This is a genomic window from Streptomyces sp. NPDC107522, assembly GCF_055657525.1.
In genome coordinates this window covers 415252-437826 of sequence record NZ_JBVKAU010000007.1, presented here as the reverse complement: position 1 = coordinate 437826, position 22575 = coordinate 415252, and the positions used below count along the sequence as shown (strand labels likewise).

The 22575-nt window shown below is 70.9% G+C and carries 22 protein-coding genes; 7 read left to right on the top strand and 15 right to left on the bottom strand.

Going from position 1 to position 22575, the window contains the following annotated elements; genetic code table 11:
* The coding region (locus ACZ7L6_RS25230) for an adenosylhomocysteinase (RefSeq protein ID WP_356139216.1) at window positions 1-95 on the top strand (95 nt) is incomplete at its 5' end.
* A 79-nt stretch (window positions 96-174) separates the two neighbouring features.
* Here the strand turns inward: ACZ7L6_RS25230 and ACZ7L6_RS25225 are convergent.
* The 8 genes from ACZ7L6_RS25225 to ACZ7L6_RS25190 all read right to left on the bottom strand — a co-directional run bounded on the left by ACZ7L6_RS25225 (window position 175) and on the right by ACZ7L6_RS25190 (window position 7023).
* Complete coding sequence (locus tag ACZ7L6_RS25225) at window positions 175-441, bottom strand: phosphopantetheine-binding protein (RefSeq protein WP_471927506.1); 267 nt, start codon at window positions 439-441, stop codon at window positions 175-177.
* Window positions 442-568: 127 nt separating this feature from the next.
* The gene (locus ACZ7L6_RS25220) at window positions 569-1390 is read right to left on the bottom strand and encodes a thioesterase II family protein (RefSeq protein ID WP_471927504.1); all 822 of its coding nucleotides are present in this window, start codon (window positions 1388-1390) and stop codon (window positions 569-571) included.
* Between the two features lie 93 nt (window positions 1391-1483).
* Entirely contained in the window at window positions 1484-2305 is an 822-nt protein-coding gene (locus ACZ7L6_RS25215) for an AfsR/SARP family transcriptional regulator (protein ID WP_471927502.1), read from the bottom strand.
* Window positions 2306-2515: 210 nt separating this feature from the next.
* Window positions 2516-3307: an AfsR/SARP family transcriptional regulator gene (locus ACZ7L6_RS25210; RefSeq protein WP_471927500.1), complete on the bottom strand. Its 792-nt coding sequence runs from the start codon at window positions 3305-3307 to the stop codon at window positions 2516-2518.
* Between the two features lie 328 nt (window positions 3308-3635).
* Window positions 3636-4301, bottom strand: a complete 666-nt coding sequence (locus ACZ7L6_RS25205) for a ScbR family autoregulator-binding transcription factor (RefSeq protein ID WP_471927498.1) — start codon at window positions 4299-4301, stop codon at window positions 3636-3638.
* A 103-nt stretch (window positions 4302-4404) separates the two neighbouring features.
* A complete protein-coding gene (locus ACZ7L6_RS25200; protein ID WP_471927496.1) occupies window positions 4405-5175 on the bottom strand; it encodes an SDR family NAD(P)-dependent oxidoreductase in 771 nt (256 codons plus the stop codon).
* Complete coding sequence (locus ACZ7L6_RS25195) at window positions 5168-5914, bottom strand: HAD family phosphatase (protein ID WP_471927494.1); 747 nt, start codon at window positions 5912-5914, stop codon at window positions 5168-5170. Before ACZ7L6_RS25195 ends, ACZ7L6_RS25200 begins: the two co-directional genes overlap by 8 nt.
* Before the next feature lie 26 nt (window positions 5915-5940).
* A complete protein-coding gene (locus tag ACZ7L6_RS25190; protein ID WP_471927492.1) occupies window positions 5941-7023 on the bottom strand; it encodes a cytochrome P450 family protein in 1083 nt (360 codons plus the stop codon).
* Window positions 7024-7518: 495 nt separating this feature from the next.
* Between ACZ7L6_RS25190 and ACZ7L6_RS25185 the strand changes: the two genes are divergently transcribed.
* Window positions 7519-8436 (top strand): ScbA/BarX family gamma-butyrolactone biosynthesis protein, encoded by a 918-nt coding sequence (locus ACZ7L6_RS25185; RefSeq protein WP_471927490.1) that lies wholly within the window; start codon window positions 7519-7521, stop codon window positions 8434-8436.
* Window positions 8437-8443: 7 nt separating this feature from the next.
* Here the strand turns inward: ACZ7L6_RS25185 and pdxR are convergent, their stop codons facing one another.
* Window positions 8444-9946, bottom strand: a complete 1503-nt coding sequence (gene pdxR / locus ACZ7L6_RS25180) for a MocR-like pyridoxine biosynthesis transcription factor PdxR (RefSeq protein ID WP_471927488.1) — start codon at window positions 9944-9946, stop codon at window positions 8444-8446.
* 47 nt (window positions 9947-9993) lie between these two features.
* Here pdxR and ACZ7L6_RS25175 point away from each other — a divergent pair, with 47 nt between their 5' ends.
* From ACZ7L6_RS25175 to ACZ7L6_RS25165, 3 genes are read left to right on the top strand one after another with little or no spacing between them, the layout of a single operon-like run.
* Window positions 9994-10509, top strand: coding sequence for a carboxymuconolactone decarboxylase family protein (locus ACZ7L6_RS25175; protein ID WP_471927486.1), 516 nt, complete (start codon window positions 9994-9996; stop codon window positions 10507-10509).
* 14 nt (window positions 10510-10523) lie between these two features.
* Window positions 10524-10970: a carboxymuconolactone decarboxylase family protein gene (locus ACZ7L6_RS25170; RefSeq protein WP_471927484.1), complete on the top strand. Its 447-nt coding sequence runs from the start codon at window positions 10524-10526 to the stop codon at window positions 10968-10970.
* Window positions 10967-11749: an isocitrate lyase/PEP mutase family protein gene (locus ACZ7L6_RS25165; RefSeq protein ID WP_471927482.1), complete on the top strand. Its 783-nt coding sequence runs from the start codon at window positions 10967-10969 to the stop codon at window positions 11747-11749. The genes ACZ7L6_RS25170 and ACZ7L6_RS25165 overlap by 4 nt, the downstream gene beginning before the upstream one ends.
* Window positions 11750-11752: 3 nt before the next feature.
* Here ACZ7L6_RS25165 and ACZ7L6_RS25160 read toward each other — a convergent pair whose 3' ends face one another.
* The 5 genes from ACZ7L6_RS25160 to ACZ7L6_RS25140 form a co-directional block, all read right to left on the bottom strand.
* A complete protein-coding gene (locus ACZ7L6_RS25160; RefSeq protein ID WP_471927480.1) occupies window positions 11753-12718 on the bottom strand; it encodes an ABC transporter substrate-binding protein in 966 nt (321 codons plus the stop codon).
* Between the two features lies 1 nt (window position 12719).
* Window positions 12720-14666, bottom strand: coding sequence for an ABC transporter permease (locus ACZ7L6_RS25155; protein ID WP_471927478.1), 1947 nt, complete (start codon window positions 14664-14666; stop codon window positions 12720-12722).
* The gene (locus ACZ7L6_RS25150; RefSeq protein ID WP_471927536.1) at window positions 14666-15727 is read right to left on the bottom strand and encodes a quaternary amine ABC transporter ATP-binding protein; all 1062 of its coding nucleotides are present in this window, start codon (window positions 15725-15727) and stop codon (window positions 14666-14668) included. The genes ACZ7L6_RS25155 and ACZ7L6_RS25150 overlap by 1 nt, the downstream gene beginning before the upstream one ends.
* A gap of 95 nt (window positions 15728-15822) precedes the next feature.
* A complete protein-coding gene (locus tag ACZ7L6_RS25145) occupies window positions 15823-17352 on the bottom strand; it encodes a GMC family oxidoreductase (protein ID WP_471927476.1) in 1530 nt (509 codons plus the stop codon).
* Window positions 17353-17467: 115 nt separating this feature from the next.
* A complete protein-coding gene (locus tag ACZ7L6_RS25140) occupies window positions 17468-18994 on the bottom strand; it encodes an aldehyde dehydrogenase family protein (RefSeq protein WP_471927474.1) in 1527 nt (508 codons plus the stop codon).
* A 202-nt stretch (window positions 18995-19196) separates the two neighbouring features.
* On the opposite strand from ACZ7L6_RS25140, the gene ACZ7L6_RS25135 reads away from it, so the two are divergent.
* Window positions 19197-20123, top strand: coding sequence for a bifunctional helix-turn-helix transcriptional regulator/GNAT family N-acetyltransferase (locus ACZ7L6_RS25135; RefSeq protein WP_471927472.1), 927 nt, complete (start codon window positions 19197-19199; stop codon window positions 20121-20123).
* On the opposite strand, the gene ACZ7L6_RS25130 is transcribed toward ACZ7L6_RS25135, so the two are convergent.
* Window positions 20082-21074 (bottom strand): LysR family transcriptional regulator, encoded by a 993-nt coding sequence (locus ACZ7L6_RS25130; protein WP_471927470.1) that lies wholly within the window; start codon window positions 21072-21074, stop codon window positions 20082-20084. The genes ACZ7L6_RS25135 and ACZ7L6_RS25130 overlap by 42 nt on opposite strands.
* 93 nt (window positions 21075-21167) lie before the next feature.
* Between ACZ7L6_RS25130 and ACZ7L6_RS25125 the strand changes: the two genes are divergently transcribed.
* A complete protein-coding gene (locus tag ACZ7L6_RS25125; protein ID WP_471927468.1) occupies window positions 21168-22565 on the top strand; it encodes an MFS transporter in 1398 nt (465 codons plus the stop codon).
* Window positions 22566-22575: the final 10 nt, after the last annotated feature.

Genomic DNA, 22575 nt, shown 5'->3' with positions numbered 1-22575 from the left:
TGGGTGTGAAGCTGACGAAGCTGCGTCCCGAGCAGGCCGCGTACATCGGTGTCGAGGTCGAGGGCCCGTACAAGCCGGACCACTACCGCTACTGAAGACCAGCACCACGAAGGGGGGCGGTCCGAAGGACCGCCCCCCTGGGGTGTGCGAAACGGTGTCCGAGGACGCCGTCGGTCAGGCCGCGCGGGCAGCGTCCGCGAGCACCCGGTTGACGACGTCGAGGTACTGGCGCGGGGTCTCGGCCTCCTCCAGGGCCTCCTCGTCGAGGGCGACGCCGTGGTCGCGCTCGATGGCGCCGGTGACCTGCAACAGGGCCAGCGAGTCGTAGCTGAGCTCGGAGAACGGAACGTCCAGGACATCGCCGTCCAGGTCGTAGGTGTCGCTGTCACCGGCGTTGGTGCGCAGCAGGACGACCAGATCCTTGATTTCGAGCGATTGCATCGGTGGCTCTCTCTTTCTCGTGCCGAGCACGTTCAGCGGTGAGTTGGTCGGTGAGGGGTCATCAGCGATGCCTGGCCTGGCGCGGTACCGGGCGGCGGTCCGGGGCCCGGCGGGGACGCCACGCGTATCACCGGGCCACGAGGGCTCGTGAGCCGGTCCGCCGCAGCTCGCCGTGGGGCGTGGCCAGGACGCCCGGCCCCGCCGCGGCGGCGGGACCAAGGCGCCGTACGACACGGATGGCGCGCCCGAGGAGGTGGGGCAGCGCACCTTCTCGTACGAAGAAGTGGTCGCCGGAGACCGTGCGCGTCACCACCGGGCCGGCGCTCCATCCGCGCCAGCCGTCGACCACGGAGGGCGGCGCCAGCGGGTCGCGGTCGCCGGAGACGGCGAGCAGCGGCACCGGCACCTGGCCGTTGCGGGCCGCGGTGCGGCGGGCCGCGACGCGCAGCGCGTGCGCCAGGCGCAGATCGTCGCGGAGCACCGGCAGCAACGCCCGGTGCCAGTAGTCGCCCGGCACCGCGCCGTCGGGCACGGCTCCCAGGGCGCGGAGCCGGTCCATCAGGGTGGCGTCGAAGGTGTGGGAGTTGTCGGACAGTGCGCTGGCCCGGTCCGGCGGCGGGCAGGCACCGACGGCCAGCAGGGCGGGAAGCGGGAGCCCCCGCTCCTGCAGGGCCTTGGTGAGGGTGTAGGCCACCATGGCGCCCAGGCTGTGCCCGTACAGGACGTACGACCGGTCCGGCTCGGGCCTGACGCGTTCCAGCAGGTCGGCGACGAGTGCCGACCGGTCCGTCAGACGCGGTTCACGCCGTCGGCTCTCCCGGCCCGGCAGCAGCACGGGCACGGTCTCGACGGTGGGACCGAGGCGGCGCGCCCAGCCGTGGAAGGCAGAGACTCCGGCCCCTGCGTGCGCGAAGCAGTACAGCCGTACGGGTGCCGCTTTGTCTGCCATGTCCGCCCCTCCTCGACCCTGGTTCCGCGGGCCCCATCAGCCTCGCTGACGGTGCTAGAGGCGGGCTCGAAGCGGTCACAACGGTTGAACGAGTCAGGATGTGTAGAGGTCGAAGGTCGAGCCCCGGCGGGGGCCCGCGGCAATGTCCAGCGCGGGGTCCACGCTCAGCATGGCCTGGTGCAGGCGCTGCAGCTGAGGCGACGGTTCCACGCCCAGTTCCTCGATGAGCCGTACGCGCAACTGACGGTAGACGTCGAGCGCCGCGGCCTGCCGGCCCGACCGGTACAGCGCCACCATGGCCTGCGAATGCAGTCCCTCGTGCTGGGGGTGGCGTGCGATGAGGTCCCTGAGTTCGGCGATCAGCTCGGTGTGCCTGCCCAGGCGCAGTTCCGCGTCGATCCGCCGTTCCATCGTGCCGAGCCTGCTCTCCTCCAGGCGGACCGTCTCGATGGTCAGCAGCGGTCCGACGCGCACGTCGACCAGGGCCGGACCCTGCCATAGGTCCAGCGCCTGACGGAGCGTTTCTGCCGCGTGCGCGTCATCGCCGGCCTCGAACGCCGCACGCCCCGCGGCCGAGAGCCGCTCGTAGGCGTGCACGTCGACGCTGTCGGGGGCGATCTGCAGGACGTATCCGCCGTGCCGGGTGGCCAGGACGTCCTTGGCGTTGCGCGCCGAGTTGGGCCCCATGGCCGTGCCGAGCCGCCGGCGCAGTTGAAGGATGTAGGTCTGCAAGGTGGTGAGGGCGCTGACCGGCGGTTCTCCGCCCCAGATCTCCTCCATCAAAGTCGGTACGGGCATCACACGGCCTGGGTACAGCGCGAGCAGCGCCAGGATCTGTCGCGGTTTGCTCGCTGTCGGCGCGATCGGCACACCACCGATCTCGGCACTGAGTGGACCCAGTATCTGAATCCTCATGTTTCCGATCCCCCTTCGCGTCTTTCTTCTCCTCGAGCGTGCGTTCGAAGAGCGGGTGCGCTGCATGCACCGTAACGGCCAGAAATCGGCCACACCCTGTTCCTTGAGCCCTCATCAAGTTGACCTCCACCCGCTTCGGAACGGGCCGCAGCACGGCGATGCAGCACCTTGCGAGCGGCTTTCGCCCAGAACCTGATGCCGACACGACTCTCAGCTCGACACCGGCACCTTGTCGGGACCGGCCAGCAGGATGGAGCGCTGCAGACGGCTGAGGGCCGCGGACGGTTCGATGCCCATCTCCCGCACCAGGGTGGTGCGCAGCAAGCGGTACACGTCGAGGGCTTCACCACGGCGGCCGGAGCGCTGCAGCGCCACCATGAACTGCCCGTGGAGGTTCTCGTGCGTGCGGTACTGGCTGACGAGGACGGTCAGTTCGGGCAGCAGTTCGCGGTGCCGGCCCAGCCTCAGGTCCGCCTCGATGCGCTGGTCGAGAGCGCACAGCCGGCTCTCCTGCAGGCGACGTGCCTCGATCTCCAGCTTCGGGCCCGACTGGACGTCCGCGAAGGGTGCGCCGCTCCACAGGGCCAGGGCCTCGCGCAGCAGACGTGCCGCACGCGTGTGGTCACCGGTGTCCATGGCCCGGTAACCGAGACCCGCCAGACGGTCGAACTCGCGCACGTCGCTGGTGCCGCCCCGGGTGTTCAGCAGATAACCGCCGGGGCACGTCACGAGGATGTCCTTGGCCGTCACCGGTTCCGCGGTGCCCGCGTCGAGGGCGGCGGTGATCAGCTCCCGCAACTGCAGCACATAGGTCTGCAGGGTGGTACGCGCGCTGCGCGGCGGCAGTTCGCCCCAGAGCTCCTCGACCAACGCCGAGACGGAGACGGGTTGATCAGCGTGCAGAGCCAGCAGTGCCAGCACCCGTCGCGCCTTCGGTGCCGTGGGGGTGATGGACACCCCTTCTTCTCGTACTCCGAGGGTGCCCAGTACCTGGATGTCCACGCCAATTCCCCCAGTCGTCGCTGTAAGCGCCGTCGAATCTCGCCAGGAGGGCGAGTAGAGCACCGAGTTAAAAACAGTCCATGCGGTTTGTCAATGGATGCAAGATCGACCTGCTTGCTACCGGATGTCTGTAGTGCACCTGCGACCGTGGGCCCGGTTCCACCCCCGGCGGCGGGCCGACTCGACACCGCCTTTGCATGCGCGTACGTAGCCCTCACAAACGAAGACCTCTGCGGCCGCGCGGATCAGTGCGCGATCGCAGAGGTCTTCGGCCGCGCGGATCAGTGCGCGGTGAGCCGGACAGTCGTTTCGGCGGAGTCGACCGATGTCAGGTGGCGGCCCCGGCCAAGGCCACCGGAGACTGCTGCTTCGCCTCAGCAATCACCCGGGCACCCCGGTCAGGCGCGGTGTCGAGCCGGGCGAGGACGGCCGGAGCCGCGATCGCGGGGAGCACGTAGTTGAACAGAGACGACATGCGTTCCTCCAGGTCTGCCCAGTCGGCGGCAGCCTGCGAGACGAACTGCACCCCGATCCACGCGCCGAGGAAGACCTGGGCCGCTTCCGCGGGCACCACATGGGGGAGTACTTCCCCCCGTTCCTTGGCGTCCGCCAGGAACGACGCGGTCACTTCGGCCCACGCCGGCCAGGCACTTCCGAAGACGTCCCGCCCTTGCAGGTCGGCGGAGAGCCGGACACCGGCGAGCAGCATCGGCTCCTGGGGCAGACGCTTGGCAAGGGTCATGCCCGCGTCCACCCACTCCTGTAGCTTCAACTCCCGCGGCAGGTGGTATTCCGCCGTTATCTGCTCCTGGAGCACGCCCTGGGCCAGGGCCGCCTTGGAGTTGAAGTGGAAGTACAAGGCACCCTTGGTGACGCCGGCTCTGCTCAGGATCTCGGCGATGGTGGCGGCCGCGTACCCGCGCTCCGCGAAGACGGCGGCGGCTGCCTCAAGAACAGCACGTCGGGTCCGTACAGCCCTCTCCTGCTGAGCCATGAGACCCTCCTTTGAATAAAAATTAAACCAAACATGCCGTACTTTACGGAACACTCGGTCCGAAGAACAGCGCTCGGCGACATTTGGTCCGGGAGAGGGCCGCTCACCAGGCGATGCGTCCTCCATCCACCGGGACCGTCGCGCCGGTGACGAAGGAGGCCCGGTCGCTGCACAGCCAGGCCGCTGCTTCGGCCACCTCCTCCGGATCGGCCGCCCGCCCCTGGGGGGCCGAACGGTATGCCTTCTGCTCCGCCTCCGGGTGCCGCGTGAACCAGGCGTCGACCAACTCCGAGCGGGTGAGACCGGGGGCGATCGCGTTGGCCCGGATGCCCTGGGCGGCGTACTCGACCGCGGCCGCCTTCGTCAGTCCGATGACGGCGTGCTTGGAGGCGATGTACGGCGCCGCCGTCGAGGAGGCGACCAGGCCGCCGACACTGCTGGTGTTGACGATCGCTCCTCCCCCACAGGTGAGCATGGCGGCGATCTCGTGACGCAGGCAGTTCCACACCCCGCGCACGTTGGTGGCCATGACGTGCTCGTAGGCGTCGTCGTCGATGAGGTGCAGCGGAGTCTTCTCGATGCCGACCCCGGCGTTGTTGAAGGCCGCGTCCAGTCTTCCGTACCGGGACATCGCATGCTCGACCATCACCCGGGCGTCCTCGCTGCGCGAGACGTCGGCGACGACGTAGCTCGCCGTGGCGCCCTCCTCGCCCAGCCGGCGGACGAGTTCGCGAAGCCGTTCCTCGCGGCGCGCCGACAGCACCAGGCGGGCTCCCTGCCGGGCGAAGACCCGGGCCGCGGCCGCACCGATGCCGCTGCTGGCCCCGGTGATGATCACGACCTTCCCGCTCAGCGGGCCGTCGCTGTCAGGCACGGGAGGCTCCTTCGTGGCCGAGGGCGACGGACGGGGATCCCGGGTCCTCCCAGCACGTGCCCGCGGCTGCTTCGGCGTCCACGGTCCGCAGCAGATCCTCGTCGATGTCGTGCAGGCTGCGCACCAGATGCCGTACGCCGGCCCGCCGCATCAGGGTGTGCTGGTGGCCGTGCTCGAAGTCGCCGGGACGGCCGATGAAGGGCACCCCGAGCCGACGGGCCTCCTCGGCGACCCTGGCCACGTCGTCGACGAAGAGCACCCGGTCGTACGGCAGTTGGAAGATGTCCTGGGTGATCTCGCGGAGCCCTGGTCGGAAGCGGTCGGTGCACACGTAGCCGGGGCCGTCGAAGAAGTGGGCCAGCGAGCCGAGATGGCGGTCGAAGTGCGTCTTGTCCAATCCGCCGTAGCACACGATGCGCAGTCCCATGTCACGCAGCCGGGCGAGCAGCTCCGCCGCGCCGTCGAGCACCCGCACCGGATGCCGGACGAGGTAGCGCTCGCGCTCTTGCAGATAGGCGTCCACGAGTTCCTGCGGGGACATGGTCACCTTCGCGGCCTCGGCGAACGCCTGGGCGGCCACGAGCTGGCTCTGGGAGAAGAGGGCGTACTCGACCTCGGCGGTGTACTCGCCGCCCCGCTCGACCACCATCTGCCGGATGACGGGGCTGAAGGTGTCGTTGAGCAGGACGCCGTCGATGTTGACCGCGGCGAGCCGGAGGTGCCGCACAGCGGTGGGCATGTCTTTTGTCTCCTCGGCTGCGGGGCTCACTGCGCGGCCCCGGGCGTCAGGACCACCGGAAGCTCACGGTGGCCGCTGGATATGAAGGACTCGAGCGGACGCAGCTGCCGCCGCGGCACGGCCAGCCGCATGTGCGGGAAGCGTTCGAACAGGGCCGCCAGTGCCGTGGTCGCCTCGAGCGTCGCAAGCGGCCGGCCCAGGCAGTGGTGGGCGCCGTGCCCGAAGGCGAGGTGGTCGCGGCTGGTGCTCCGGGAGGCGTCGAAACGGTCGGCGTCCGGCCCGTGTCGCCGCGGATCGCGGCCGGCCGCGGCCAGGGAGAACACGATCGGTTCTCCCTGGGCTATGCGTACGCCCGGGAGATCGATGTCCTCCACCGCGAAGCGGAACAGGATCGTGGCGACCGGTGCCTGCGAGCGCAGGGTCTCGTCCACCACCGCCTCCCAGGAGACGGTCCCCTGCCGGGCCATACGCAGCTGGTCAGGGTGCGTGAGCAGAGCGACGATCGCCTGGTCCAGCAGATTGACGGTCGTCTCGTGCCCTGCCCCGATGATCAGCAGGAGGGTGTCCACGAGTTCCTTCTCGGTCAGCCCCGAGCCGCCTTCGTCGCGCACCGCGATGAGGTCGCTGGTCATGTCCGGGCCCGGTTCGCGCCGTTTGCGGGCCACGAGTTCGCTGAGCAGGAGGTACAACTCGGCCTGGTTGGCCTGAGCTTGTTCGGAGGTGGTCGTCGTGGTGAACAGCACGTCGACCACGCGGTGCAGATCCTCACGCCCGGCCTCGGCCACGCCGAGCATCTCGCAGATCACCTTGACGGGCAGCGGGCCGGCGAACTCCTTGCGAAGATCGACCGGTTGGTCTTCCGGCAGGCCTGCCAGCCGCTCGATCAGCTCGTGGACGATCTCGGTGATCCTCGGCTGGAGCAGGGTGGTACGCCGGGCGGTGAAGGCACCGGCCACCAGTCGGCGCAGGCGCCTGTGCTCCTCACCGTAGGCGGTGAGCATGCTGCGCACGGAGACCCACATGGCAAGCGGCCATGCGTCGTCCACCTCGCCGTTGATCCAGGCGGGCCAGTGGCGATGGGCGTCCTTGGAGACCCGGGGGTCCGCCATCAGACGCTTGATCAGTTCATGCTCGGTGATCGCCCATGCGGCGACTCCTCCGGGCAACTCGACCCGGGTGGCCGGACCACGAGCGCGCAGGCATGCTGCTTCAGCGTGGACATCCCGCCCACTGGGGTCCAAGAGAGCAGGGACGGTTGGTTCTTCCATCGGTCGGCTTCCCCCTAAACGCCGGTCCCACGGTACGGAAATCGCAGTGAGCAGACCGGTGCCCAGAAGTGGTTGCTAACGCTGACGGCACCGGCGACCCCGTGATCCTAAAGGAAAATGCACGCTTTGCTACAGGATTGCTGCCTATTCGGCGCCGGAGCCGCTCATCCTGAGCCGCCGACTCCCGGACCACGGAATCCGAACGCTTGACCGATCCTTTGCCAGGCGGCAATTGAGAACCAAACCGGTAGGTCCGTATCTTACATGCTCGGACACGCTTTCAGCGCACTCACCGGGGGAATCGAGTTGTCCTTGACTTCGCTGCACACCCATGTCTTGACGCCTGACGTTCCGGGGCTGACCACCACGGTTCCGAAGGAGTACGTCCACCGCGCAAGCCTGGCCGAGGTCTTCCTCACCGGATGTGCCAGGCAGAGCGAAACCCACTTCTCGCTCTCCGGCCAGTGGCCGCGAGCGCACACCTTCTTCCAGACCGCGGACGGCAGCAGCCACGACCCGCTGCTCACCGCCGAGACGTTTCGCCAGGCCGGCCTGCTCCTGGCCCACGCCGAACTCGGAGTCCCGCTCGGACACCACTTCGTCATGTGGGACCTCGGGTTCAGCACCGAGCTCGATCAACTGCACATCGGATCCGCGCCCACCGACGTGGAGTTGAGCGCCGTGTGCACGGACATCGCCTTCCGGGGTGGCAAGGCCGCCGGATTCCGGATGGAGCTGTCCATACGGCGCGGCGGCAAGGCGGTCGGCGTCGGCGGTGGCCGGTTCACCTGCATCTCGCCCGCCGTCTACCGGCGGCTGCGCGGCAGCCGCCTGGGCTGTGACATGAGCAGTCGGCGTGGCCTGCCGCGTCCCACGATGCCACCGGCCGCGGTCGGACGCGCCCGGCCGGAGGACGTGGTGCTCTCGCCCACCGAGCAGCCCAACCGGTGGCTGCTGACGCCCGATCCGGACCACCCGGTCCTGTTCGACCACCAGGGAGATCACTACCCGGGGATGGTCCTGCTGGAGGCGGCCCGGCAGGCCGCGTGCGGGCTCGTGCGACCGTACACGATCACACCGTCCGCGATCTCCACCGTCTTTCACCGCTACGCGGAGATCGACGATGCGTGCACCATCGAGGCGACACCCGCCGCCGCGCAGGAACGCGACCTGGGAACCATCGAGGTGACGGGGCATCAGGCCGGTCAACTGGTCTTCCGGTCCCTCCTGACCGGCCCGCTCCACTGCCCGTGAGCCGTTCTCACGGCAGCACCCGGCACAACGCCTCCAACGCCCCCGCCCACGCGTGATCCGGCGGCGTCCCGTACCCCACGACCAGCGCGTCCAACGGCTCCGTCGCGGCGGTCTCGTGGCGGTAGAAGGTCAGGCCGTGGAGGGCCAGGCCCTGCCAGTTCGCCGCCTGGACGACGGACTGCTCCGTGCCCGGCGGAAGGCGGAGGACGACGTGGAGGCCGGCCGCGATGCCGGTGACGTGGAGGTGGGGGGCGTGGGTGGCCAGGGCGCGGACCAGGGCGTCTCTGCGGCGGCGGTAGCGCAGGCGGGCGGCGCGGACATGGCGGTCGTAGGCGCCGGACGTGAGGAACTCCGCGAGGGTCAGCTGGTCCAGGACACCGCAGGTGTCCACACCGCCCTTGGCCTCCACCACCTCCCGCACCAGCGTCGCCGGCAGCACCATCCAGGCCAGCCGCAGGCCCGGGGCGAGGGACTTGCTGGCCGTGCCCAGGTAGACGACGTGGTCGGGGTCCAGGCCCTGGAGCGCGCCTACGGGCTGGCGGTCGTAGCGGAACTCGCCGTCGTAGTCGTCCTCCAGGACGAGGCCTCCGGTGCGGCGTGCCCAGTCCACCACCGTCGCCCGGCGGTCGCGGTGCAGGGGTACGCCCATGGGGAACTGGTGGGCCGGGGAGAGGAGGACCGCATCTGTACCCGTAGCCGCGCCTGCACCCTGTCCAACGCCTGCCCGTGGCCCCTCCTGCTTCAACTCATCAGGGTTCGTGCCGAGTTCGTCGAAGGGGAGGGGGGCGGTGGTCAGTCCGGCCGTCGTGAGTTGTCTCCAGTGCCGCGGCAGGCCGTACGACTCCACCGCCACCGTCTGCGTCCCGCGCGCCCGCAGTGCCCTGGCGAGCAGTTGCAGGCCGTGCACGAAACCCGCGCACATCACGATGCACTCGGGGTCGGCGCGCACGCCCCGCGCGCGGGAGAGGTAGCCGGCGAGCGCGTGTCGCAGTTCGGCGCGGCCGCGCGGGTCGCCGTAGCCGAGGGCCTGGTGCGGGGCGGCGAGGAAGGCACGGCGGGCCGCCTTGAGCCACTCCGTGCGGGGGAAGGCGGAGAGGTCGGGGGTGCCGGGGACGAGGTCGTAGGCGGGGCGGGGGCGTTCCGGGCGGGGTGGGGGCGTGACGCGGGGCGAAGTGAGGGCGGTGCCCTCAGCTGCCGGAGCACCAGGAGCGCCCGATGACGCCGACGCGCCCGTCCGTGGCGTCACCGCCCGGTCGGCCACCCGCGTCCCCGACCCCTGGCGGGCGGTGAGCCAGCCCTCGGCGACCAGTTCGGCGTAGGCCTCGGCGACCGTGTTGCGGGCGATGCCCAGGTCGGCGGCGAGGGAGCGGGAGGAGGGCAGGCGGGTGCCGGGGGCGAGGCGGCCTGTGCGGACCGCCTCGCGCAGGGCGTCGCCCAGGCCGCGGCGCAGGCCCGGTCCCGCCGGTTCCAGGTGGAGGTCGATGCCCAGAGTGGCCCAAGGTTTCGGCATGGAAATGGACCATACTCCTGGGCTGCTTCCCTCCTAGGGTCGAGATCATGACGACGACAGACAGCACCGCCATGGTCACCACAGTGGAGTACGCCCCCGAGCGTCCCGCCCGGCTGAGCTGGGCCGAGCACGCGCCCGACGTCTACAAGGCGATGATCCGGCTCGACGCGGCCGCCCGGAAGGGGCTGGAGCCGAGGCTGTACGAGCTGGTGAAGATCCGCGCCTCGCAGATCAACCACTGCGCGTTCTGCCTGGACATGCACACGAAGGACGCGCTCGCGGCGGGCGAGAGCGTCGAGCGGATCGTGCAGCTCGGCGCCTGGGAGGAGTCGGCGCACTTCTACACACCGAAGGAGCTCGCGGCGATCGAGCTGACGGAGGCCGTGACCGTGCTGACGGACGGGTTCGTGCCCGACGAGGTGTACGAGAAGGCCGCGGGGCACTTCGAGGAGGCCGAACTCGCCCAGCTCATCGCCGCGATCACGGTGATCAACGCCTGGAACCGGTTCGGGGTGACCTGCCGTATGGTCCCGGGGCACTACCAGCCCGGCGGGCACCAGTGACCACCCGCACATCGGTGAGCCCACGCACACGGCTTCTCGACCCCGCCGTAGGGCAGGCCATGTCCGCGCTCAGCGCGACCGCGAAGAAGGGCCTCGGCGACCCGGCCCTCGCCGAGCTCGTCGTGATCCGGGCCTCACAGCTCAACCACTGCGCCTTCTGCCTCGACATGCACCTCGCCATCGCCCGCGAGCACGGCGTGAGCGAGCAGCAGCTCGATCTGCTTGCCGCCTGGGAGGAGGCCGAGGACGTCTTCGACGAGCGGGAACGGGCCGCGCTCGCGGTGACCGAGTCGGTCACCGTCCTCACGGACGGCTTTGTGCCGGACGAGGTGTACGACCGTGCCGCCGCGCACTTCGACGAGACCGAACTCGCCCATCTCATCGGGCTGGTCGTCGCCATCAACAACTGGAACCGGATGATGGTCGGCCGGCGCATTCCACCAGGGGGATACACACCATGACCGAGACCGTTGCCCAGACCGGAGCCGTGACCAAGGCCGGAGCTTTACGCGCACTGCACCGGCGCCGCTCCCCCGGCGACCCGCTCGTCCTGCCCGGCCCCTGGGACGCCGCCAGCGCCCGCGTCTTCGTCGAGGCCGGCTTCCCGGCACTCGCCACGCCCAGCGCGGGGGTCGCCGCCTCCCTCGGGTACGAGGACGGACAAACCCCGGCCGACGAGATGTTCGCGGCGGTCGCGCGGATCGTACGGGCCGTCGACGTGCCGGTGTCGGCGGACATCGAGGGCGGGTACGGGATCGCGCCGAAGGAGCTGGTGGAGCGGCTGCTGGAGACGGGCGCCGTCGGCTGCAACCTCGAGGACTCCGCGGACGGGGCCCTGAAGGACCCGCGCGCGCACGCCGACTGGCTCGCCGAGGTACGGCACGCCGCCGCCGACCGGCTCTTCGTCAACGCCCGGATCGACACCTTCATCCGCACGCCCGGTGCCACCGACCCCAAGCAGGCCGCCGAACAGGCCATCCAGCGGGCCGCGTTGTACGTCGCCGCGGGCGCCGACTGCGTGTATCCGATCGGCGCCCCCACCGACGTACTGCCGCTGCTGCGGTCCGGGATCCAGGGGCCGATCAATGTGCACGGCACCGTGACCGGGGACGGCCCCTCGCCCACCGAACTCGGTGAACTCGGGGCCACCCGGATCACGTTCGGGCCGGGACTCCAGCGCCGGGCCGCTCAGGCCCTGGGTGACATCGCGGCCGATCTCGCAGCCGGCCTCACGAAGTGACGGTCAGGACAGCCACGCCTTCCACGTGGACTCGTGGCTGTCCGCCCACTTCTTCGCCGCCTCCTCCGGCGACAGCTTCTGCTCGGCGATCATCAGGGAGACCTCGTTCTGGTCCTCGGTCGTCCACTTGAACTTCTTCAGCAGAGCCGCCGCCTTGCCGCCGGTCCTGGCGAAGTCCGCGTTGAGGTACTTCTGCAGCGGGGTGTGCGGATAGGCGCAGGCGACCTTCTCCGGGTCCGCGTCGCAGCCCTCCTTGTACGCCGGCAGCTTCACCTCGGTCATCGGGACCTTCTTGAACAGCCACTGCGGCTCGTACCAGTACGTCAGGAAGGGCTTCTTCTCCTTGGCGAACTGCTTGATCTGCGTGATCTGCGCGGCCTCCGAACCGGCGAACACCACCTGGTAGTCCAGGTCCAGGTTGTTCACCAGCGCCTTGTCGTTGGTGACATAGGAGGGCGAGCCGTCCATCAGCTGGCCCTTGCCGCCGCTCTCCGCGGTACGCATCTGGTCGGCGTACTTGTTGAGGTTCTTCCAGTCGGTGACGTCCGGGTGCGCCTTGGCGAAGTACGTCGGGACGAACCAGCCGATGTGCCCGGTGACCCCGAGGTCACCGCCGGGCACGATCGTCTTCTTGTCCTTGACGTAGAGCTGCTCCTCGTCGGGGTGGCCCCAGTCCTCCATGATCGCGTCGACGCGGCCCTGGCTGAGCGCGTCCCAGGCGGGCACCTCGTCGATCTGCACGGTGTCGACGCGGTAGCCGAGCTCGTGCTCCAGCAGGTACTGGGCGACGGCCACGTTGGCCTGCGCGCCGACCCAGGACTGCACGGACAGGGTCACGGACTTGGCGCCCTGGGCGTTGGCGAAGGGCGAGGCCTGCTTGGTCATGTCGGCGGCGCCGCAGCCGGTCAGCAGCAGCAACGACAGCGAGGACACACCGGCCACCGCAGCGGTCGTAGTACGAAGTCGCATGTCACGCTCCCTTCTTCGCGCGGCGCTCAGTCGGCTGGGTCACCCGGTCCAGCATCAGGCCCAGGCAGACGATCGCCGCGCCGGCCACCAGACCGGTCGCCAGGTCGCCCTGGGCGAGGCCGAAGACGACCTCGTAGCCGAGCGCGCCACCGCCGACCAGGCCGCCGATGATGACGACGGCGAGGACCAGGACGACGCCCTGGTTGACGGCGAGCAGCAGCGCCGGGCGGGCGAGCGGGAGCTGGACCTGCCGCAGCTGCTGGGCGGGGGTCGCGCCGAGCGAGCGGGCCGACTCCAGGGCGGCCGGGTCGACCTGGCGCAGGCCCTGGGTGGTGATGCGGACGACGGCGGGCAGGGCGTAGACGACGGCCGCGGCGACCGCGGGGGCGCGCCCCACGCCGAACAGCGCCACGACCGGGATCAGGTACACGAACTGCGGCATCGTCTGGAAGACGTCCAGCACGGGGCGCAGCAGCCGCTCGAAGCGGTCGCTGCGGGCGGCCGCGATGCCGGTCGCGAAGCCGAGGACCAGGGTGACGGCGACGGCCGCCAGGACCTGGGAGAGGGTGTCGAGCGACGGACCCCACACGCCGAGGACGCCGATCGCGGCCATGGCGAGCACGGCGGTCAGCGCGGTGCGCCAGGTGCCGATCAGCCAGGCCAGGGCGGCGACGATCAGCAGGACCGACCACCACGGCAGCCACTGCAGGCCGTCCCGCACGGGGTCGAGGATCCAGGTCGTGAAGTGGGCCGCCCAGTCGGCGGTGCCGCCGATGACGGGGACGCCGGAGTAGAGGTGGTCGGTCATCCAGTCGACGGCGCGGTTGACCGGCTCGGCGAAGTTCAGGGTCCAGGCGTCGGGCCAGTCGAGGCGGCCCGCCAGACGTCCGGCCACGGCTACGGCCACGGCGCCGACGAGGGCGTACGCCCAGCGTGCCCGGCCGTTCGGGTGCGGCTCGTCGCCGAGGCCCTCGCCCGCCGCGCCGGTCACCCGGTCGAGGACGACGGCGAGCAGCACGATCGGGATGCCGGCGGCGAGTGCCGCGCCGACGTCGACCGAGGCCAGCGCCTGGTAGACGCGGTCACCGAGGCCGCCCGCGCCGATGACCGACGCGATGACCGCCATCGACAGCGCCATCATGATCGTCTGGTTGAGGCCGAGGAGGAGTTCCTTGCGGGCCAGCGGGATGCGGGCGGTCAGCAGCCGCTGCCGTGCGGTGGCGCCGAGCGACTCGACCGCCTCCAGCACCTCCTTGTCGGCGCCGCGCAGGCCGAGGGCGGTGAGGCGGGCCATCGGCGGGGCGGCATAGACGACCGTGGCCAGGACGGCGGCGGGGACGCCCATGCCGAAGACCAGGACGACGGGGAGCAGGTAGGCGTACGCCGGGAGCACCTGCATGGTGTCCAGGAGAGGGCGCAGGGCCCGGTCCATACGGTCGGACAGCCCGGCGGCGAGGCCCAGCAGCGCGCCGACGACGACCGAGGCGAGAACCGCCACGACCATCAGCGCGAGGGTCTGCATGGTCGGGACCCACATGCCGAGGACACCGCAGGCCAGGAACGCCACGCCGGTACCGGCGGCCAGCCTCCAGCCCGCGACGCGCCAGGCGATCAGGGCCGCGGCGGCCGTGACGCCCGCCCAGCCGGCGGCGAGCAGGACCAGGTAGACGGCGCGTACGGAGACGACGACCGCGTTGCTGATGTGGCCGAAGAAGTAGAGGAACAGGGGGTGGCTGTCCCGGTTGTCGATGATCCAGGCGCTGGTCCTGGTGAGCGGGTCGGTCAGGTCGACGGTCAGCGCGTCCGGCCAGCTGCCGCTCGCCCAGCGGGCGTTGGCCAGCGGCACGAGGACCGCGGCCGCGAGGGCGAGAAGGACGAGCTTGGCTGCCGCCCGGTTTCTCAGGATCGCGGGGAGGCCACGGGGAGTCGGTGCGGTGATCGTTGCCATCAGACCGCCTCCTTGGCGGTCCCGGCCACCACCTCGAGCAGCGCCTCGGAGTCCACCACCCCGACGCACCGGCCCTCGTCGACGACGCGTGCGGGAGCGCCCGCCCGTGCCACCGCCTCGATCGCCTCGGACACCGTCGCGTCCGGCGCGACCGCCGGGCCGCTGCCCTGCTCGGACGCCGACGCGGTCCTCATGGCCGTACGAACCGTCATGACCTGTTCGCGCGGGACGTCGCGGACGAACTCGCGGACGTAGTCGTCGGCCGGGGAGCCGACGATCTCCTCGGGGGTGCCGAGCTGGACGACGGCGCCGTCGCGCATGAGGGCGATGCGGTCGCCGAGCTTCAGGGCCTCGCTGAGGTCGTGGGTGATGAAGACCATCGTGCGGCCCTCCTCGCGATGCAGGCGGACGACCTCCTCCTGCATGTCCCGCCGGATCAGCGGGTCGAGCGCGCTGAAGGGCTCGTCGAAGAGCAGGACCTCGGGGTCCACGGCCAGCGCCCGCGCGAGGCCCACGCGCTGACGCTGACCGCCGGACAGCTGGCCGGGCCTGCGGTGCTCCATGCCCTCCAGGCCGACCTTGGCGACGACCTGGGCGGCCCGCTCACGGCGCTCCGCCCTGCCGACGCCCTGGATCTCCAGGCCGTAGGCCACGTTGTCGAGGACCGTGCGGTGCGGCAGCAGGCCGAAGTGCTGGAAGACCATCGCGGCGCGGTGGCGGCGCAGTTCGCGCAGGCGGGTCTTGTCCATGGCGCGGACGTCCTCGCCGTCGATGGCGATCGTGCCGGAGGTGGGCTCGATCAGCCGGGTCAGACAGCGCACCAGCGTGGACTTGCCGGAGCCGGACAGGCCCATGACGACGAAGACCTCGCCCTTGCGGACGTCGAAGGACACGTCCCTGACCGCCGCCGTGCAGCCGGTGCGCGTGCGCAGCTCGGCGGGGGTGAGCGCGGTGAGCTCCGGGTCGGCGGGGACCCGGTGCGCCTTCGGGCCGAAGACCTTCCACAGGCCCTCGACGGAGAAGACCGGCGCCGCGGTCGGCGGCTTTCGGGTCTCGGGCATCGTGTTCTCGGTCCTCGTGTTGTCAGGCCGCGTGTTCACGGGCGTCGTGTTCTCGGTCGTCGTGTTCTCGGGCGTCGTCTCAGGGGTCGTACTCATCACGCCTCACCTCCCATCAGGTCCGCCGCCTTCTCCCCGACCATGAGCACCCCGATCATCGGGTTCACTGCGGTCATCGTCGGGAACACGGAGGCGTCGGCGATTCGGATTCCATCCAGTCCGCGGATCCGCAACTGCGGGTCCACCACGGCCAGTTCGTCGTCGGCTGCGCCCATTCGGCAGGTGCCGGCCGGGTGGTACACGGTGTGCGCGACCTTGCGGGCGTACTCGCCGAGCTCCTCGTCGCCCGTGACGTCCGGGCCGGGGCACACCTCGCGCTTGAGCCAGCCGGCGAGCGGCTCGGCCTTGGCGATCTCGCGGGCGATCTTTATCCCGTCGACCAGCGTCCGCCCGTCGTAGTCGTCCTCGTCCGTGAAGTAGCGGAAGTCGAGCGCGGGCTTCACGGACGGGTCGGCGCTGGTCAGGTACAGCCGGCCGCGGCTCTTGGGCTTGGGGATGTTCGGGGTCATGGACACCCCGAACTCCGGCCGCTCGTAGCCCAGTCGCTCCGGGTTGTCCGTGAAGGGGATCTGGTAGAAGTGGAACATCAGGTCGGGGCCCGGGTGTTCGGGGTCGCGGCGCACGAACAGCCCGGCATCCGAATCCATCGCGGAGTTGTCGGGGATCGGGCCGTTGGTCTCCCAGACGATCACCGACTCGGGGTGGTCGAGCAGGTTCTCGCCGACGCCCGGCAGGTCGAGCGCCACCGGTATGCCGAGCGCCTCCAGGTCCGCCTTCGGGCCGATGCCGGAGTGCAGCAGCAGGCGGGGCGAGTCGACGGCGCCCGCGCACAGGACGACCTCGCGCCGGGCCCGTATCAGCAGCTCCTCGCCGTCCTTGGTGCGCACGTGGACGCCCTCGGCGCGGCTGCCGTCGAGCTCCAGCTTGTACGCCCAGGTCTCCAGCAGGATCGTGAGGTTCTCCCGCTCGTCCATCACGGGGTGCAGATACGCCACCGACGCCGACGAGCGCTTGTTGTTCTCGGGGTGGTAGGCGAGGTCGAAGAAGCCGACGCCCTCGGTGAAGGGCTGCTTGTTGAAGCCCTCGACGCGCGGGACGCCGAGCGCGCTCTGGGCGGCGTCGACGAAGTCGCGGGCGATGGCGTTCCGGTCCTTCTCGTCGACGGAGACGATGTTGTTCTTCAGCCGGGCGTAGTACGCCTCCATCGGCACGGCACCCCAGCCCTTGGCGCCGGCCTCCTCCCACTCGTCCCAGTCGGACGGAAGCGGCTTGAAGGAGATGAGCGTGTTGTGCGAGGAGCAGCCGCCGAGGACGCGGGCGCGGCTGTGCCGGATGTGGGAGTTGCCGCGTGGCTGCTCGGTGGTGGGGTAGTCGTAGTCCAGCTCGCCGCCGAGCAGGCCCATCCACCGGCGCAGGGTGAGGACGTCGTCGCGGCCGACGTCGCTGGGGCCGCCCTCGATGACGGCGACGGTGACGTCGGGGTTCTCGGTGAGGCGGGAGGCTATGACGGATCCTGCGGTGCCGCCGCCGATGACGACGTAGTCGTACTCGTGAGGGTTCTTGGACATGGGGTGGTACTCCAGGGATTTGGCGCCGTGGGGGGCCTGTGGTCTTTCGGGCGCGGGTCTCTTGTGGCTGGTCGCGCAGTTCCCCGCGCCCCTTGGTTGGCTGCGGTGCCCGGGATCAGCCGGTGAACCACCGGACAGGCTTTGGCGCCAGGTTCTGATAGACGTGCTTGGTCTCGCGGTACTCGGCGAGCCCCGCGGGCCCCAACTCCCGGCCCACTCCGCTCTTGCCGAAGCCGCCCCACTCCGCCTGCGGCAGGTAGGGGTGGAAGTCGTTGATCCACACGGTGCCGTGCCGCAGCCGGCCGGCGACCCGGCGGGCCCGCCCCGCGTCGGCGGTCCAGACCGCGCCCGCGAGGCCGTACTCGGTGTCGTTGGCGAGGGCGATCGCCTCGTCCTCGGTGCGGAAGGTCTCGACGGTGAGGACCGGCCCGAAGACCTCCTCCCGTACGACCTTCATCTCGCGGTGGCAGTGGTCGAGGACGGTCGGCTCGTAGAAGTAGCCGTTCACCGGCCGCTCGGCGGACGGCTCGGGCCGCTTTCCGCCGGAGCGCAGCACCGCGCCCTCCTTGAGCGCGGAGTCGACGTACCCCTCGACCTTGGCGCGCTGCTGCTCGGAGACGAGCGGGCCGCACTCGACGCCGTCGGCGGTGCCACGGCCGAGGCGGATCTTCTGGGCCCGGCGGGCGAGCTCGGCGACGAAACGGTCCCGCACCGACTCCTCGACGATGAGGCGGGCGCCCGCCGAGCAGACCTGGCCGCTGTGGATGAAGGCGGCGTTGAGGGCCTGGTCGACGGCGGTGTCGAAGGCCTCGTCGGTGGCGCAGGCGTCGGCGAAGACGACGTTGGGGTTCTTGCCGCCGAGTTCGAGGGCGACCTTCTTGACGGTGGGCGCCGCGGCCTGGGCCACCTTGGTGCCGCTGATGAGGCCGCCGGTGAAGGAGACGAGGTCGACGTCGGGGTGCTCGGCGAGACGGGCGCCGACGGTGTGGCCGGGCCCGGTGACGATGCCCGCGACCCCGGCGGGCAGCCCGGCCTCGACCAGCAGCTCGATGAGCGCGATGGTCGTCATCGGCGTGATCTCGCTCGGCTTGACGACGAAGGTGTTCCCGGCGGCGAGCGCGGGCGCGATCTTCCAGCTGGCCTGGAGGAGGGGGTAGTTCCAGGGCGTGATCAGCGCGCACACGCCGACCGGCTCGTGGACGACCACGCTGTGGATGTCGGACGAGCCCGCGTCGACGACGCGGCCCGGGGCCTCGGCGGCGACGAGCTCGGCGAAGTAGCGAAAGGCGTCGGCGACGCAGTCGATGTCGACCCGGCCCTCTTCGACGGTCTTGCCGGCGTCGCGGCTCTCCAGCAGGCCGAGCTTCTCGCGGTCGCGCACGAGCAGGTCGGCGACGCGGCGCAGCAGGGCGGCACGCTCGGCGACAGGCGTACGCGGCCACTCGCCCTGGCCTGCGTCGAAGGCACGGTGAGCGGCCGCGACCGCCAGATCGGTGTCCTTCTCGTCACCCTCCGCGACCACGGCGAACGGCGTCGCGTCCGCGGGGTCGAGGATGTCGCGCGTCGCGCCGGAGACGGCCGCACGCCACTCCCCTCCCACGTGGATGGTGTTGCGCGCCGCGAGTTCGGTACTTTCCGCCATGATCGGTGTTGCCTTCCGTTCCTGTTCAGAGCCCCTGTGTCACACGGGTGTCACACACGGGGACCGAGTGCGCCTGCCCCCCGCCCTCGGATGCATGCGCGATCCGTGACCGAAAGTGCGCCGGGTCACTGAACATAAGGACAAAAGCGACAAAAAGGAATCCATAGACGGTGGCCCGACCTTTGACTAAAGTCAAAGAAATATGGAGCCAGTATCAACGGAGCATGTGACGGCCTTCCGCCGCTTCAACCGTTACTTCACCCGCCGCATCGGCGTACTGGACGACCACTACCTCGGCCAGGACCGCCCGCTCGGCGAGGCCCGGCTGCTCTTCGAGATCTCCGGCTTCCCGGCCGGCGCGTCCCTGCGGGAGCTCAGGAGCCGGCTCGGCCTGGACGCCGGGTATCTGAGCCGGATGGCGAAGGCGCTGGAGGCCCAGGGCATGGTCCGGCTGAGCGCGCACCCGCGGGACAACCGGCTGCGGATGATCGAGTTGACCCCGGCCGGGCGGGTGGAGGTGAAGGAGCAGAACCGGCGGGCGGGCGCTGTCGTCGCCGGGCTGCTCGAAGGTCTCAGCGAACCTCAGCGCACCGAACTGACCGAGGCCATGGCCACCACCCAGCGCCTCCTGCGCCTCGCGGGCATCAGCGTCGACCTGGTCGACGGCGCCGCACCGGACGCCCGGGCCTGCCTCGACGCGTACGCGGCCGACATCGACGAGCGGTTCCCCGAGGGGTACGACAAGGCCTGGCTCGTACGGCCGGAGGAGGTGTCCGGCGACGCCGGCGCGTTCTTCGTCGCCCATGAGGAGGGCCGCCCCGTGGGCTGCGGGGCGCTGCGGCGCCTGGCACCCGGCACCGGCGAGATCCGCCACGTCTGGGTACACCCCGACGCCCGCCGCCTCGGCCTCGCCCGCCGTCTGCTCACCGCGCTCGAACAGGAGGCGGCCGCACGGCACTTGACCGTCGTACGCCTCGACACACACGCCGTGCTCACCGAGGCGCAGGCGATGTACCGGGCGTGCGGCTACACCGAGATCCCGGCCTACAACGACGACGTGTACGGCGGCCACTGGTTCGAGAAGCGCCTAGACGACAGCGCCACCTCCACGTCCACCTCCACCGACTGACCACTCGGCCACCACGCCCCGCACCGCTGAGCGCAGCCAGGCGTGCGCGGGGTCGGCGTCGTGCCGGGGATGCCACGCCAGCCCCAGCCTGAGCGGCGGCAGCCGCAGCGGTACGTCGAAGGTGACCAGCCCCAATGCCGAGGCGAGCGGCAGACACCAGGAGCTGATCAGCCCCACGAGGTCGGTGTCCCGGATGACGAACAGCGAGGCAGGGAAGGTGCCGACCGCTCCCACCACCCGACGCCGCAGCCCGAGTTCGGCGAGCCGGGCGTCGACCGGACCGTGCAGCCTCCCGCGCCGCGAGACGATGAGGTGGTCCGCCTCCGCAGCGAACCGCTCGGGCGTCAACTCGCCCTCCAGCAGCGGATGTCCGGCCCGTACGACACCCAGCATCCGGTCCTCGCACAGCGGCTCCACATGCACCTCGGGCGCCACCGTGTCGACGACCCCGACCTCCAGATCCGCCGTGCCCTCGCGCAGGAACGGCGTGTCCACATGGCTCTCGGCGAGGAACCTGAGGCGGATGCCGGGCGCCTCCTCGGCGGCGCGGGTGTAGAGCGCCGGTCCGCAGGCGGCGGCGATGGCGTCATGACCGACGATCGTCAGCGTGCGCCGCACCGTCCGCACGTCCACGTCCCCGGCCGGCGCGAACAACGCGCGCGCCCGCTCCACCACCGCGCTCACCTCGGCCCGCACGGCGAGCGCGTGCGGCGTCGGCACCATCCGCCGCCCGGCCCGCACCAGGACGGGGTCGCCGAGCGCCTTGCGGACCCGGCCCAGCGTGCGGCTCATGGCCGGCTCGGACAGATGCAGCCGCCGGGCGGCGCCGCCCACGCTCTGCTCCTCCAGCAGCACGTCCAGGGCGACCAGCAGATTCAGGTCCAGGTTCGCCGGATGCAGGTCGGCCGGGCTCCCCGGATTCCCCGGGCTCGCGGATTGCGTCACGCGCATCGATCCCTTGCAAAGGTTGCACTGGAGTGCAGGTGGACCCCGAGCCTACGGTGACAGGGCATCCCACACCACACCGAGCTCCCGGGAGGAGCCTTGCCCTCGCACGCCCTGAAACGGTCGACGCTGCTGACTCTGTGCGCCTGCGTCCTGGTCGCCCAGAGCATGGTCGCCGCCATCAACCTCCTGATCCCGCAACTGAGTTCGTCGAGCCTGCATCCCACCCACACCGAAATCCTGTGGACGGTCGACGCCTACGTCATCGTCTTCGCCGGACTCCTCATCCCGGCCGGCGCGTTGGGCGACCGGCTCGGCCGCAAAGGGGCCTTGCTCACCGGCCTCGCCCTGTTCGCCGCGGGCGCCGCCACGAGCGCGCTCGCACCGGATCCGGCGCTGCTGATCGCGGGCCGTGGCATCTCCGGCGCGGGCGCCGCGCTGATCACACCCACAACCACCTCGATCCTGCTGCGGCTGGCGGGTCCCGAACGCCGGGCACAGGCCATGGCCTCCTGGACGCTCGCGATCGGCCTCGGCGGCCTCGCGGGCAATCTGGGCGGGGGCCTGATCGGCCAGTTCCTGTCCTGGCGCGCGCTGTTCGCACTGATGGTCCCTGTGGCAGCGCTCCTCGCCCTCGCCGTGGCGATCACGACCCCGCGCACGGAGCGCGCCCCGCACAACCACCCCGACCCCCTGGGCACGCTCCTGCTCACCGCGGGCCTGGTCGCCGTCCTCTTCGGCATCATCGAAGGCCCGGCCTACGGCTGGAGTTCGCCACGCATCCTGACGGTCTTCGCGGCCGGCGCCGTCCTGATCGCCCTCTTCACGCTGCACGCGCTCCGCTCTCGCACCCCGCTCTTCGACCCGCGCGTGTTCACCGCGCCCCGCCTGCGCGCCACCACCCTCGGCCTGGCGACGGGCTTCTTCGGCCTGTTCTCCCTCTTCTACGTCAACTCGCAGTATCTGCAAGGCGTGAAGGGCTACGGCCCCGCTCTCACCGGCGTCGCGATCGTCCCGCTCATCGTCGGCATGGCGCTGATGCCGAAGCTCGCCGCGCGCTGGACGGCGTACCCCCGTGCGGTGATCGGAAGCGGCCTCGCCCTCATCGGACTCGGCCTGCTCGGGGCGTCCACGGCGGACGCCGGCACGCCCTACCCGGCGTACGCCTGCTGGCTGCTCGTCATCTCCGCCGGCACCGGCCTGGCCATGCCCGCCCTGACCCTCGGCGTCATCACGTCCCTCCCCGCCCACCGGACGGGCCTGGGCTCCGGCCTCGGCACCTCGGCCCGCGAGATCGGCGCGGCCCTGGGCGTCGCCGCCACCGGCACGGTCCTGTCCACCCACACCGACTTCCCGCACGGGATGGGCCCGGCCCTGCGCGTCGTCGCCCTGCTGGTGCTGACGGCAACGGTCGCGGTGGTGGCCGGCCACCGAGGAGGAAGCGGCGCTTCGCGTACGGCGGCCGTGCCGAGCCGTGCGAAGGAGCCCGCGGCGTGACGTCGCCTCC

Bases quoted from the DNA above. Each gene is read 5' to 3' on its own strand.
- ACZ7L6_RS25175 (WP_471927486.1), top strand. From the start codon at position 9,994: ATGACGACGACAGACAGCACCGCCATGGTCACCACAGTGGAGTACGCC.
- ACZ7L6_RS25205 (WP_471927498.1), bottom strand. From the start codon at position 4,301: ATGGCTCAGCAGGAGAGGGCTGTACGGACCCGACGTGCTGTTCTTGAG.
- ACZ7L6_RS25190 (WP_471927492.1), bottom strand. From the start codon at position 7,023: ATGGCGGACCCCCGGGTCTCCAAGGACGCCCATCGCCACTGGCCCGCC.
- ACZ7L6_RS25135 (WP_471927472.1), top strand. From the start codon at position 19,197: ATGGAGCCAGTATCAACGGAGCATGTGACGGCCTTCCGCCGCTTCAAC.
- ACZ7L6_RS25195 (WP_471927494.1), bottom strand. From the start codon at position 5,914: ATGCCCACCGCTGTGCGGCACCTCCGGCTCGCCGCGGTCAACATCGAC.
- ACZ7L6_RS25145 (WP_471927476.1), bottom strand. From the start codon at position 17,352: ATGTCCAAGAACCCTCACGAGTACGACTACGTCGTCATCGGCGGCGGC.
- ACZ7L6_RS25165 (WP_471927482.1), top strand. From the start codon at position 10,967: ATGACCGAGACCGTTGCCCAGACCGGAGCCGTGACCAAGGCCGGAGCT.
- ACZ7L6_RS25130 (WP_471927470.1), bottom strand. From the start codon at position 21,074: ATGCGCGTGACGCAATCCGCGAGCCCGGGGAATCCGGGGAGCCCGGCC.
- ACZ7L6_RS25215 (WP_471927502.1), bottom strand. From the start codon at position 2,305: ATGAGGATTCAGATACTGGGTCCACTCAGTGCCGAGATCGGTGGTGTG.
- ACZ7L6_RS25140 (WP_471927474.1), bottom strand. From the start codon at position 18,994: ATGGCGGAAAGTACCGAACTCGCGGCGCGCAACACCATCCACGTGGGA.
- ACZ7L6_RS25155 (WP_471927478.1), bottom strand. From the start codon at position 14,666: ATGGCAACGATCACCGCACCGACTCCCCGTGGCCTCCCCGCGATCCTG.
- ACZ7L6_RS25220 (WP_471927504.1), bottom strand. From the start codon at position 1,390: ATGGCAGACAAAGCGGCACCCGTACGGCTGTACTGCTTCGCGCACGCA.
- ACZ7L6_RS25225 (WP_471927506.1), bottom strand. From the start codon at position 441: ATGCAATCGCTCGAAATCAAGGATCTGGTCGTCCTGCTGCGCACCAAC.
- ACZ7L6_RS25150 (WP_471927536.1), bottom strand. From the start codon at position 15,727: ATGCCCGAGACCCGAAAGCCGCCGACCGCGGCGCCGGTCTTCTCCGTC.
- pdxR (WP_471927488.1), bottom strand. From the start codon at position 9,946: ATGCCGAAACCTTGGGCCACTCTGGGCATCGACCTCCACCTGGAACCG.
- ACZ7L6_RS25160 (WP_471927480.1), bottom strand. From the start codon at position 12,718: ATGCGACTTCGTACTACGACCGCTGCGGTGGCCGGTGTGTCCTCGCTG.